General features: G+C 71.5%; 11 protein-coding genes. 6 read left to right on the plus strand and 5 right to left on the minus strand.

Features of this window, described 5'->3' with window-relative positions:
* Nucleotides 1-20: 20 nt before the first annotated feature.
* Nucleotides 21-566: a type 1 glutamine amidotransferase domain-containing protein gene (locus ABZS51_RS02030; RefSeq protein WP_310707023.1), complete on the minus strand. Its 546-nt coding sequence runs from the start codon at nucleotides 564-566 to the stop codon at nucleotides 21-23.
* On the minus strand, nucleotides 566-946 hold the full coding sequence (locus tag ABZS51_RS02035) for a DUF2809 domain-containing protein (protein WP_355434946.1): 381 nt from the start codon (nucleotides 944-946) through the stop codon (nucleotides 566-568). The genes ABZS51_RS02030 and ABZS51_RS02035 overlap by 1 nt, the downstream gene beginning before the upstream one ends.
* Nucleotides 947-992: 46 nt before the next feature.
* On the opposite strand from ABZS51_RS02035, the gene ABZS51_RS02040 reads away from it, so the two are divergent.
* The 6 genes from ABZS51_RS02040 to ABZS51_RS02065 all read left to right on the plus strand — a co-directional run bounded on the left by ABZS51_RS02040 (nucleotide 993) and on the right by ABZS51_RS02065 (nucleotide 8,543).
* Nucleotides 993-2,633, plus strand: coding sequence for an ABC-F family ATP-binding cassette domain-containing protein (locus ABZS51_RS02040; RefSeq protein ID WP_355434949.1), 1,641 nt, complete (start codon nucleotides 993-995; stop codon nucleotides 2,631-2,633).
* Nucleotides 2,634-2,751: 118 nt separating this feature from the next.
* Nucleotides 2,752-4,563 carry an ABC transporter substrate-binding protein gene (locus ABZS51_RS02045; RefSeq protein WP_355434952.1) on the plus strand — a complete coding sequence of 604 codons (1,812 nt, stop codon included), beginning with the start codon at nucleotides 2,752-2,754 and terminating at the stop codon, nucleotides 4,561-4,563.
* A complete protein-coding gene (locus ABZS51_RS02050; RefSeq protein ID WP_355434955.1) occupies nucleotides 4,560-5,615 on the plus strand; it encodes an ABC transporter permease in 1,056 nt (351 codons plus the stop codon). Before ABZS51_RS02045 ends, ABZS51_RS02050 begins: the two co-directional genes overlap by 4 nt.
* Nucleotides 5,612-6,508, plus strand: coding sequence for an ABC transporter permease (locus ABZS51_RS02055; RefSeq protein ID WP_310707018.1), 897 nt, complete (start codon nucleotides 5,612-5,614; stop codon nucleotides 6,506-6,508). The genes ABZS51_RS02050 and ABZS51_RS02055 overlap by 4 nt, the downstream gene beginning before the upstream one ends.
* Nucleotides 6,508-7,527 carry an ABC transporter ATP-binding protein gene (locus tag ABZS51_RS02060; protein WP_355434958.1) on the plus strand — a complete coding sequence of 340 codons (1,020 nt, stop codon included), beginning with the start codon at nucleotides 6,508-6,510 and terminating at the stop codon, nucleotides 7,525-7,527. Before ABZS51_RS02055 ends, ABZS51_RS02060 begins: the two co-directional genes overlap by 1 nt.
* 47 nt (nucleotides 7,528-7,574) lie before the next feature.
* Complete coding sequence (locus ABZS51_RS02065) at nucleotides 7,575-8,543, plus strand: ABC transporter ATP-binding protein (RefSeq protein ID WP_310707518.1); 969 nt, start codon at nucleotides 7,575-7,577, stop codon at nucleotides 8,541-8,543.
* A 199-nt stretch (nucleotides 8,544-8,742) separates the two neighbouring features.
* Here ABZS51_RS02065 and ABZS51_RS02070 read toward each other — a convergent pair whose 3' ends face one another.
* The 3 genes from ABZS51_RS02070 to ABZS51_RS02080 form a co-directional block, all read right to left on the minus strand.
* Complete coding sequence (locus tag ABZS51_RS02070; RefSeq protein ID WP_355434962.1) at nucleotides 8,743-9,384, minus strand: response regulator transcription factor; 642 nt, start codon at nucleotides 9,382-9,384, stop codon at nucleotides 8,743-8,745.
* Nucleotides 9,381-10,625 (minus strand): histidine kinase, encoded by a 1,245-nt coding sequence (locus tag ABZS51_RS02075; protein ID WP_355434965.1) that lies wholly within the window; start codon nucleotides 10,623-10,625, stop codon nucleotides 9,381-9,383. The genes ABZS51_RS02070 and ABZS51_RS02075 overlap by 4 nt, the downstream gene beginning before the upstream one ends.
* An 80-nt stretch (nucleotides 10,626-10,705) precedes the next feature.
* Nucleotides 10,706-12,130, minus strand: a complete 1,425-nt coding sequence (locus tag ABZS51_RS02080) for an alpha/beta fold hydrolase (protein WP_355435371.1) — start codon at nucleotides 12,128-12,130, stop codon at nucleotides 10,706-10,708.
* Nucleotides 12,131-12,308: the final 178 nt, after the last annotated feature.

Raw genomic sequence — 12,308 nt, forward strand, 5'->3', positions numbered from 1 at the left:
GCCGTCCGTGCCGGACGAGCTCAGGCGCTGAACGCGTCGACCGTCGCCTGGTTGAACGCCTTGAGGTCGTCGGGCTTGCGGCTCGTGACCAGGATGTTGAGTCCCGTGGTGTCCACCACGACCTCCTTGTCCACCCAAGTGGCGCCCGCGTTGCGCAGGTCCGTCCGGAGGCTGGGCCAGGAGGTCATGGTGCGGTCGCGCACCACGTCGGCCTCCACCAGCGTCCAGGGCGCGTGGCAGATCGCGGCCACGGGCTTGCCCGCGTCGAAGAAGTCGCGGACGAACCGCACGGCCTTCGGCTCCATGCGAAGGAAGTCGGGGTTGGCGACGCCGCCCGGCAGCACCAGGCCGTCGAAGTCCGACGCCGAGACCTCGTCCACCGTGGCGTCCACGGCGTAGGTGTCTGACTTGTCCAGGTGTTTGAAGGCCTGGATCCGGCCGGAGGCGGTGGAGACGAGCTTCGGAGTGCCGCCCGCCTGCGTGACCGCCTTCCAGGGCTCGGTGAGCTCCACTTCCTCGACCCCCTCAGGGGCGACGAGGAACGCGATCGTCTTGCCGTCCATCATCAGGATTCCTCCTTGGAGCGGATGTCCTCACCCCCTATCCGGCGTCCTGGGATGTATGCGTGCGCGGCCCACGCGGCGGCGGCTCCCACGGCGTACCACAGCAGGTCGGGCGGGTTGAACGTGCTGCCCAGCACCGGCCGCAGGACCGGGGGGATCTCGGCGAGCTGCGCGAACTCGATCGCCCAGCTCAGCCCGCCCGCCACGAGCGCGGCCACGGCGGGCCGGATCCGCGGGCGGACCAGCACGACGAGCGTGTAGAGGAGGACCGTGTACAGCGCGTCGCCCGCGTACTTGGCGAAGGCGCCGTCGGCCAGCGCCCGGACCCCGAGCCCCGCCACGACCGTCAGGACGGCGACGAGGGCGACGGTCAGGCGTGGCATCGGGCCACCCTAGCCGGGTTGACGCGGCTCGATACCATCGGACCACATGAGCGCGACCATGGTGGTGAAGGACCTCGCGGCGGGTCACGGGGATCGGGTGCTGTTCTCGGGGCTCGACCTGGTGGTGAGCCCGGGCGACGTCATCGGCCTGGTCGGGGCCAACGGCGCCGGCAAGTCGACCCTGCTGCGGATGCTCGCCGGCCTCGACGCCCCCGAGGAGGGCGCCGTACGCCTGAGCCCGGCGACCGCGACCGTGGGCCACCTGCCGCAGGAGCCGGAGCGCAGGGCGGGCGAGACGGTCGGGGCGTTCCTCGCCCGGCGCACCGGCGTGGCGGCGGCGCAGCGCGACCTCGACGCGGCCACGCAGGCCCTCGTCGACGAGCGGCCCGGAGCCGACGACGTCTACAGCGACGCCCTGGAGCGCTGGCTGGCGCTGGGCGGCGCGGACCTGGAGGAGCGGGCCGAGGAGGTGGCCGCCGACCTGGGTCTCGCCGTGGACCTGGGCCAGGCCATGACCTCGCTGTCCGGCGGCCAGGCGGCCCGCGCGGGGCTCGCGTCGCTGCTGCTCAGCCGGTACGACGTGTTCCTGCTGGACGAGCCGACCAACGACCTCGACCTCGACGGGCTGGACCGGCTGGAGCGGTTCGTCACGGGCCTGCGGGCGGGCACGGTGCTGGTGAGCCACGACCGCGAGTTCCTGGCCAGGACCGTCACCAAGGTGCTGGAGCTGGACCTCGCCCAGCAGCGGATCCGGCTGTACGGCGGAGGCTACCAGGCGTACCTGGAGGAGCGGGAGGTCGCCCGCAGACAGGCCCGCGAGCAGTACGAGGAGTACGCGGGCACCCGCGCCGACCTGGAGGCCCGCGCCCGCACCCAGCGCGCCTGGATGGAGAAGGGCGTGAAGAACGCCCGGCGCAAGGCCACCGACGGCGACAAGATCGGCCGCAACATGCGGGTGGAGTCGACCGAGAAGCAGGCCGCCAAGGCCCGCCAGACCGAGCGGCTGATCGAGCGCATGGAGGTCGTGGAGGAGCCGCGCAAGGAGTGGGAGCTGCGCATGGAGATCGCCGCCGCGCCCCGCGCGGGAGCGGTCGTGGCGACCATGCGCGGCGCGATGGTGCGGCGCGGCACGTTCACGCTCGGACCGGTGGACCTGGAGGTGGGCTGGGCCGAGCGGATCGCGATCACCGGCGCCAACGGCTCGGGCAAGACCACGCTGCTCGGCGCGATGCTCGGCCGGATCCCGCTGGACGAGGGCAACGCCGCGCTGGGGCCGGGCGTGGTCGTCGGCGAGGTGGACCAGGCCAGGGGGCTGTTCGAGGGGGAGGAACCGCTGCTGGACGCGTTCTCCGGGCACGTGCCCGAGATGGTGCCCGCCGACGCGCGGACGCTGCTGGCGAAGTTCGGGCTGCGGGCCGCGCACGTGCTGCGGCCGGCCTCGACGCTGTCGCCGGGCGAGCGCACCCGGGCCGCCCTGGCGCTGCTCCAGGCCAGAGGTGTCAACCTGCTGGTGCTGGACGAGCCGACCAACCATCTCGACCTGCCCGCCATCGAGCAGATGGAGTCGGCCCTGGACGCCTACCCCGGCACGCTGCTGCTCGTCACCCACGATCGCCGGATGCTGGACGCCGTCCACGTGGATCGCCGGCTCCGCGTGGATCAGGGCAAGGTCATCGAGACCGACTGAAAATTTACACCGGATCAGGAAACGAAGATGAAACAATTTTCCGTCACTCGTTGACACGCACTGTTCGTATGGTGTGCCTTTCTCTACACAGGAATTCCCGCCTGAAGGTGAGGCACATATGAGGAAATGGATCGCACGCCTGGCTGTGCTGGGCGTAGCGCTGTTACTGGCAGGCCAGGGTCAGGTGGCACTGGCCCAGGAGCCTGCGGCGGGGAAGAAGGTCCTCCGTGTCGGGGCCACCCAGGCGGTGGACTCGATGAACCCCTTCCTGGCGGTCCGTCTCGTCTCCACCTCGATCCACCGGTGGATGTACGGCTACCTCACGGTGCCCGACTCGAAGACCCTCCAGCCCAGCCCCGATCTCGCCGAGTCGTGGACGTCCTCCGAGGACGGCCTCACGTGGACGTTCAAGATCCGGCAGGCCAAGTGGTCCGACGGCCAGCCGGTCACGGCCGACGACGCCGCCTGGACGTTCAACAAGATCATGACCGATGACGCCGCGAAGACCGCCAACGGCCCGGCCGTGGAGAACTTCGAGAGTGTCACGGCCAACGGCCAGGACCTGGTCATCAAGCTGAAGGCGCCCCAGGCCTCCATCCTGGAGAACCCGATCCCGATCATGCCCAAGCACGTCTGGGAGAAGGTGACCGACCTCGCCAACTACGAGGCCGACACCTACCCGACCGTCTCCAGCGGGCCCTACATCGCGGTCGAGCACAAGAAGGACCAGTACGTCAAGCTGCAGGCCAACCCCAACTACTGGCGGGGCAAGCCGAAGATCGACGAGCTCCAGGTCATCCTCTACGACAACCCGCAGGCCGCCATCGCCGGCCTGAAGAAGGGTGACATCGACCTCATCGGCCGCCTCGCGCCGCCGGAGTTCCAGGCCATCCAGAACGACCCGAACATCGTGGCGTGGAACAACCAGGGCCGCCGTGCCGCGTACCTGGAGGTCAACCCCGGCGCCACGACGACCGACGACAAGCCGGTCGGCGACGGTCACCCCGCGCTGAAGGACGTGAAGGTCCGCCAGGCGCTGCACTACGCGATCGACAAGCAGAAGCTCGTGGCCGAGGTGCAGAGCGGCCTGGCCAAGCCGGCCGACGGCTCGATCGTGCCGCCGATGTACAAGGACTTCTTCTGGGAGGCCAGCGGCGACACCAAGGTCACCTATGACCCGGCCAAGGCCAACAAGATCCTCGACGACGCGGGCTACAAGAAGGGCGCCGACGGCGTCCGGACGATGCCCGACGGCAAGAAGAAGCTCGAGTTCCGCTTCACCATCCACGCCGACACCCCGATCGAGGACAAGCTCGGCGAGTACCTGACCGGCTTCTTCAAGGAGATCGGCGTCACGCTGACCACCGTGAAGCTCGACTCCAGCAAGTTCTCCGACGAGACCGGCGTCACGGGCAACTACGACATCGCGATCAGCGGCTGGTCGGTCAACCCCGACCCCGAGGAGGTCCTGGCGACGCACCTGTGCAGCCGCCGGCCGACCCCGAAGGGCGAGGGCGGCGGCACCGAGTCGTTCTACTGCGACCCGACCTACGAGAAGCTCTACCAGGAGCAGCTCAAGGAGCTCGACCGCACCAAGCGCGCCGACCTCATCAAGCAGATGCAGGAGCGCCTCTACACCGAGGCGCCGATCATCGCGATCTACTACACGAACGACCTTGAGGGCTACCGCAAGGACCGGATCACCAGCATCACCTCGATCCCCGAGGAGAACGGCCTGCTCTACGGCGGCAGCGGCTACTGGCCGTTCTACACCGTGGACACGGTCGCGGCCCCGGCCGCCGGCTCGACGGCCGACGGCGGGTCCAACACCGGACTGATCCTCGGCGTGGTCGGCGGCGTGGTCGTCCTCGGACTGGTGGTGTTCCTCGTGACCAGGCGACGCAAGGGCGTCGCGGACGAGCGCGAATGACAGCACCGCTCGAAGCAGCAGAGCCCGCCGCCGTCCAGGCGGCGGGCCCTGGTGACGAGCGCTCCACCCACGGCGGCACGCTTCGGTACGCGCTGTCGAAGCTGGGTGGGGCGCTGTTCAGCATCGCCATGGTGATCGTCGGCACGTTCTTCGTGTTCCGGCTGCTGCCCGGCGACCCGGTGCGCAACCTCGCGCAGGGCCGCAACATGACTCCCACCCAGCTCGCTCTGGAGCGCCACCGGCTGGGCCTGGACAAGCCGGTGCTCGACCAGTTCGTCGACTTCGTGGGCAAGACGCTCCGCTTCGACCTCGGCACCTCCTACGAGTACAAGCGGCCCGTCCTCGGCCTGATCGGCGAGCGGCTCGGGCCGACGTTGCTGCTCGCCGGCGTGGGCCTGGTCATCGCGGTCAGTCTCGGGCTCTGGCAGGGCACGCGGGCCGGCTGGCGGCACAACTCCCGCTTCGACCGGGTCTCGACCGGGGTCTCGCTGGTGTTGTGGTCCGTGCCGACGTTCTGGCTCGGGCTGCTGCTGCTCATGGTGTTCGGCGTGGGCATCGGGCCGATCCCGGGGCTGTTCCCGACGCGGGGCATCGAGAGCGTGGACGCGCCCGACGGGTTCGCGTACGTGCTGGACGTGGCCTCGCACATGGTGCTGCCCTGCCTGACGCTGGTGGCCGTGGTCTACGCCCAGTACCTGCTGGTCATGCGCTCCTCCCTGCTGGAGGAGGTCAGCCAGGACTACGTGACGGTGGCCCGCGCCAAGGGCCTGCGCGACGACGAGGTACGGCGCCGCCACGCGGTGCCCAACGCGCTGCTGCCCACGGTGACGCTGGTGTTCATGCGCATCGGCTTCGTCGTCGGCGGTGCGGTCACCGTGGAGACCATCTACAGCTGGCCCGGTCTCGGGCAGCTCTTCTACGAGGCGATCAAGGTGCCGGACTTCACGCTCATGCAGGGCACGTTCATGCTCATCACCGTCGCGGTGATCCTCATGAACACGCTGGCCGACGTGGTCTACCGGCTGCTCGACCCGAGAGTGAGGTCGGCGTGACCACCGCCACTGTGGAATCCGTCGCCTGGAGCCGCAGGCGGCTGGCGTTCGGCCGGTTCTGGCGGAGCTTCCGGCAGAACAAGGCCGGGATGGCCGGCCTGGTGGCGCTGGTCGTGGCCGTGGTGCTGGCGCTCGTCGCGCCGCTGTTCATCGACGAGAGCGTGACCAGCGTCGTGTCGGGCACCGGCGCCAAGTGGGCGCCGCCGAGCCTGGCCGAGCCGTTCGGCACGGACGAGTCCGGCCGGTCCATCCTGCTGATGGTCTGGTGGGGCTCGCGGGCCTCGCTGCTCATCGGCTTCCTCGCCGCGCTGCTCAGCATCGTCATCGGCATGGTGGTCGGCATCGCCGCCGGGCACTTCCGCGGCTGGCTGGGCGGCGTGCTCATGCGGGTCACCGACTGGTTCCTGGTGCTGCCCTCGCTGATCACCGCCATGGTCCTGGCCGCCATCCTGGGCGGCAGCACGTTCACCATCATCGTGGCGATCGGCGTGACCACCTGGCCCACCACGGCCCGCCTCATCCGGGCGCAGACCCTCGCGGTGGAGGCCCGGCCGTACATCGAGCGGTCCAGGGCCCTCGGCGGCGGCCACTGGCACATCACCACCCGCCACGTGCTGCCGAACGTCGCGCCCCTGCTGCTGGCCAGCACCACCCTGGAGGTCGCCAGCGCCATCGTCACCGAGTCGACGCTGGCCTTCCTCGGCGTCAGCGCCAACAAGACCTCGTGGGGCACCATGCTGCGCGCCTCCTACGACTTCGGCGCGGCGACGCAGGGCGCGTGGTGGTACATCCTCATCCCCGGTCTCTGCATCCTCGCCGTCGTCATGGCGTTCACGCTCTGCGGCCGGGCGCTGGAGGCCGTGCTCAACCCGCGACTCAGGAAGGCGGGCTGATGGCTCTGCTCGAACTGGACGACGTCTCCGTGACCTACCGCATCGCGGCGGGCGAGGTGCCCGCCGTGCGCGGGGTGTCGCTGGCGCTGGACGCGGGGACGGCGCTCGGGGTCGCCGGTGAGTCGGGGTCCGGCAAGTCGACGCTGGCCATGGCGTTGCTGCGGCTGCTGCCGCGCGACGCCCGCGTCGGCGGCCGGATCCTGCTCGACGGCGAGGACGTCCTGACCATGAAGTGGGGCCGGATGCGCGCCGTCCGCTGGGCGGAGGCGTCGATCGTCTTCCAGGGCGCGCAGCACGGGCTCAACCCGGTGCAGCGCATCGGCGACCAGATCGCCGAGCCGCTCCTCGTCCACGGCCTGGCCCGGCCCGAGGCTGCCCGGGGGCGCGTCGCCGAGCTGCTGGAGCAGGTCGGGCTGCCCGCCTGGCGGGCGCGCAGCTACCCGCACGAGCTGTCCGGCGGGCAGCGACAGCGCGTGATGATCGCCATGGCGCTCGCCTGCTCGCCCCGGCTGATCATCGCCGACGAGCCGACGACCGCCCTCGACGTGATGGTCCAGGCGCAGGTGCTGACCCTGGTCAAGGAGCTGCTCGCCGAGCGCGGCATCTCGCTGATCATGATCTCGCACGACCTGTCGGTGCTCGCCGACGTCTGCGACCGCCTCGCCGTCATGTACGCGGGCCGGGTGGTCGAGCACGGACCGTCGCACGAGGTGTTCCACAAACCCCGGCATCCCTACAGCGCCGCGCTGGCCGCCGCCTTCCCCACGGTCGGCGACCCGGTCTCGCGGCTCGCGCCCAAGGGGCTCGGCGGCGACCCGCCCGACCCCATGGAGCTGCCGACGGGCTGCTCGTTCCACCCGCGGTGCCCGGTCGCGGTGGAGGAGTGCCCCACCCTGGACGTCGAGCTCTGGCGCGCCGGCCCCGAACACCGCGCCGCCTGCGTACACGTACGGCCGGCCGCCGACGCCGCCACCGAGCCCGCCGAGCCCGCGGAGACCGCCACCATGGAGACCTCGTGACCGAGACGCAAGCCCCCGTGGAGACCGTCGGCACGGTCCGCCCCACCCTGCTGGAGGCCCGCGACCTGCACGTGGAGTTCCCCTCGCGCGGGCGGCGTGCCCGCGCCGTCGACGGGGTGGACCTCGCGATCGGCGAGGGTGAGATCGTGGCGCTCGTCGGCGAGTCCGGCTGCGGCAAGACCACGCTCGCCCGCACCCTGCTCGGCCTCGAACGCCCCACCTCCGGCTCCGTCCTGTACGGCGGGACGGCCCTGCAGTACGGCTCCAAGGCGCTCAAGGCGTACCGCCGGGAGGTGCAGCTCGTCCTGCAGGACCCGATGGGCTCGCTCAACCCGCGCCAGACCGTCTACGAGGCCGTCGCCGAGGGGCCGCGCATCCACGGCCTGGCCGGCGAGCAGGAGGTCGTCGCCTCGGCGCTGTCCCGGGCCGGGCTCCGGCCGCCCGAGAGGTTCTTCCTGCGCTACCCGCACGAGCTGTCCGGCGGCCAGCGCCAGCGCGTCGTGATCGCCGGGGCGCTCGCCCTGGAGCCCAAGGTGCTGATCGCCGACGAGCCGGTGGCCTCGCTCGACGCCTCGGTGCGGGGCGAGATCCTCGCGCTGCTGCTCCGGCTGCGCGACGAGCTGGGCCTGTCGGCGCTGGTCGTCACCCACGACCTCGGCCTCGCCTGGAACATCGCCGACCGGGTGGCGGTCATGTACCTGGGCCGGATCGTCGAGTCGGGCCCGGTCGAGCAGGTGCTGACCGCGCCGCGGCACCCGTACACGCAGGCCCTGCTGTCGGTGCTCCCCGAGTCGCCCGAGCGGATCGTGCTCACCGGCGAGCCGCCGGACCCGACGCGCATCCCCGGCGGATGCCGCTTCCACGCCCGCTGCCAGGTGCTCGCCTCCGGCCGGGCGGCTGAGGCGGGGGTGGACGGCAGGTGCCGGGCGGAGCCGCTGGCCGTCCTGCCGGCGGTGCCCGCGGCCCAGGCGGCCTGCCACTACGCGGCGGCCACCACCGGCCCGGGAGACCACTAGCCAGCTCCGCAGACGTCATGACGAGCACGATCCCGCCGCCGGCAGGCCTCCGCCGACTGCCCCACGGACTGGGACGGGTCGATCATCGCGGCGGCCCGGGCGGGATCGGAGCGGTGCCGGTGTTTGAATGCCTCCGGCAACGTCTCGGACACCACATCGTGGACCTACCGCTGCTCCGGTGGGAGGCCGTCCGGTGCGTCTACTCGTCCGGGGGCACCAGCCCCGATCGATACGCGTAGATCGCGGCCTGGACACGGGTGCGCGTGCCGATCTTGGCAAGGACGCGTGACACGTGGATCTTGACCGTTCCCGCGGCGATGCCGAGTTCATCGGCGATCTCAGCGTTGGACCGGCCCAGCCCGACCAGCCGGAGCACCTCCGTCTCCCGCACCGTGAGCTCGCGGGCGTCGGCCTGGACGGGCGGGGTCGCGAAGCGGCGCACGAGCCTGCGGGTGACCTGCGGGTCGATCAATCCCTGACCTCGGTGGGCCGCGCGCACCGCCGCCAGGTAGAGGTCGGGGTCACCGTCCTTGAGCAGGAAGCCCACAGCGCCCGCTTCGAGTGCCCCGAAAAGATACTCGTCTGTGTCGAACGTGGTCAGCGCGATGATTGCCATGTACGGCGCCCGGGCCATCAGCCGCCGGATGGCCGTGATCCCGTCCGTGCCCGGCATGCGGAGATCGGTGAGTATCACGTCCGGTTGGTGCTCGCGCGCCATGCTGACCAGCTCGGCCCCGTCGCGCGCGGCGCCGAGGAAGGCGATGTCGGGCTCGTGGCTCAGCAGTTGCCGTAGTCCCTCACGGGCGAGATGCTGGTCGTCGGCGATCAAAAGGCGGATCACGAACCCACCCGCCGGACCAGACGATCGTGCCGGGGCGACTCCGGGGAAGGGCCGGCCCCGCCATCGCCCGCCTTCGCCGCCGGCCCACGATCCACACGGGCGTCCGGGGGGAGCACGGGGAGGTCGGCGCGCACCCGCCAGCCGTTCTTGCCGTGTGACCCGATGTGGCAGTGCCCGCCCAGCGCCTCCACGCGCTCACGCATGCCCGTCAGGCCGCGCCCTCCGCTCGGAACGCGGTCGTCTGCCAGGTCGCCGCCGGCCGATGGGCGGGGCGGACCCGAGTCGTCGATGGTGACAACGACCCGGCTGTTCGCCCCACGAACCTTGACCGAGGCCGTTCCGGCCGTGGAATGCCGCGCCACGTTGGTCAGCGCTTCCTGCACGATCCGGTAGGCACAGGCCGCCGTCTCCGGGTGGACGGTGCTCTCCAGGTGGGGATCGACGTCGAGGGCGACGGCCAGCTCCGACCCGCCGCTGCGTTCCGCGAGCGCGGGCAGGTCTGCGAGGCCTCGCTCCTGCGGCTGGTCCTCGCTGTCCGACCGCACCAATGTCGTGAGCAGCGCCCGGATCTCGGCCAGCGCCTCGGCCGACAGACCGGCGATGCCGGCCAGTGCGCGGTCGGCCTCGGAGTCGCGACCGGCCAGCGCCCGCCGGGCGCCGACCGCCTGGAGCCTGATCGCACTGAGGTGGTGACCGACGATGTCGTGGACGTCTCGGGCGATCCGTGCTGCCTCCTGCGAGCGTGCCCGCTCCTCCCTGGCACGTTGCAGCCGCGCCGCTTGAGCGGCGCGGTCGGCCCGCAGTCGCAGCGCGTATCCGGCGGCGACCGGCGCCGCCCCGGCCGCCGCGTAGACGGACATGCTGGTGAGGCCCGGCGTGGACATGCCCCCGATGCCTGCCGCCACCGCCCAGACGATGGAGCCGATCAGAAGCGCCGAGCGCAGGCGGTGGCGGTGGAAGGCCGCCGACGCGACGGTCAGGCCCAGGATCCAGGTGCCGGTGTCGCGCTCCAGAGCGAGACTGACCGCCGGCATCACCGCCGCGGAGGCGACGACCGCCGTCAGTGGCAGCCGCCTGCGTATCACCAGCGGTGCGCAGGCCGCCAGGGTCGGCACCGCCCACAGCGCCGCCGCGCCCACGTCGGTGAGCTCAGCAGGCCGGCCGCGCCACCATCCGTCCAGCGCCGAGAGCGTCAGCGCGATGATCGCCGTGGCGCAGGCCAGCAGGGCGTCGCGGCCCATGACGGGGATACGCCTCCAGACGCCGTCCGCGTCCCGTGCCAAGGACCGGAAAGCCGCTGACCGTCTCACGCGACCAAGTATCACGCCGGCCTTGCGGGGCAGGTGGCGCCGGGAGCCGGGAGCGTACCGTTGATCAAGTATCTGTCCACGTGCTCGGTCACGCAGGGATCGCCGTGGTTGACGTACAGGCCATGGCCGATGCCGTCGTACCTGACCGTGACCGAGCCGGGGACCTGGTCGGTGATGGCGCGGACAGAGCTGTACTCGTAGACGGGCCCGACGCCGAGCAGCGGCGGAAGCGCGCGAGCAGGCAACGGCGCCGGCGGGTTGGCGGCCTCGGGAGCCCACGGCGAACACGTGAGACGCGCGTTCTCCCGTACGCCGGAGAAGTTCGGCGATACCTTGGCTGAGCGCCGCACCGCCGTACGGTAGGCGCGGTAGCCGTCATAGCGGAACCCGTCGGCGCACGTCACCGCGAGCAGGGCGCTCGGCTGCGGCGGCACGCCGCGGCCCTGCGGGTCGAAACCGGACGCGTCGCCCTTCGAGGCGCTCGCGATGGCCTTGGCGAACGCGGGCCAGCCCGCCTCGCGCAAGATCATGCCCTGCGCCAGTGCCTTGAGGTCGTCGCCGTCGTAGCGGCGTTCCCCAGCGGCCGCGGAACCGGGCAGGGGATGGCGCTCGGCCCGCTTCACGACGTCCTGCCAGGCCGTTTCCGCGTCGGTCCCGCGCAGCGCGCAGTCGGAGGAGCCGGCGCACCATCGGACGAAGCGCTTGAACACCTCCTCCAGGCCCTTGTACTGCAGCCGCTCGGACTCCGCGACCGGGGACACGTGGTCGGGCACGCTGTCCAGCGCCATGGCGCGCACCCGCTGCGGGAACAGCCGCGCGTAGGAGGCGCCCAGCACGCCGCCGTAGGAGTTGCCCAGATAGGAGAGCTTCTCCTCGCCCAAGCCGGCGCGGATGGCGTCCATGTCGCGGGCCTGGGTGGCGGAGTCCATGTGACCGAACAGGCCGGGCGCGGCGTCCCTGCAGGCGGCGACTGCGGCGGCGTTCGCCTTGAGCGCCTGGTCGTACTCGCGCCGGTTCTCCGGAGTGGCGAACGCGGGCCCGGTCGCGCAGGACGCCAGCGGGAGGTGCTCGCCGCTCTGCCCGCCGCGCGGGTTCCATGTGACGACGTTCATCCGGGTACGCAAACCGGCGAAACGGGGCAGTGACCGGGACAGCGCCTGAACGCCGGCGGCGCCAGGACCTCCGGGACTGAACAGGACGGTCCCCGCGGCCTCGCCGGTCGCGGATGCCCTGGCCAGGGTGAGGGAGATCGTCTTGCCGCCGGGATCTTTCCAGTCGACGGGAACGGCCAGTTGGGCGCACCGCAACTCGGCCGGGACGTCCGCGCCGCACGCGGACCAGGTGAGGGACGGCGCCGGTGCCGCGGTGGATGAAGTGGACGAAAGGGAGGCGGCGCCGGCGGGAGCGTACGCTCCCAGCGTCATCACCAGAGGCACAGCGAGCAAGGCTGATCTCTGCCAGATCATCGATTCCTCCCACAGGTGGTGCGGCGAGCGCCGCGGATGTCGTCACAGGCTAGGCAGAGGCATGTCCCGCCACATCTGCCACAGGGCATACATCCGACCCGCCGGGGCTCGGCCTGGCCTCTTCGACGGACTCCACCCGCGCGTGCGC

The organism is Nonomuraea sp. NPDC005501, from assembly GCF_040605905.1.
Classification (GTDB): Bacteria; Actinomycetota; Actinomycetes; order Streptosporangiales; family Streptosporangiaceae; genus Nonomuraea.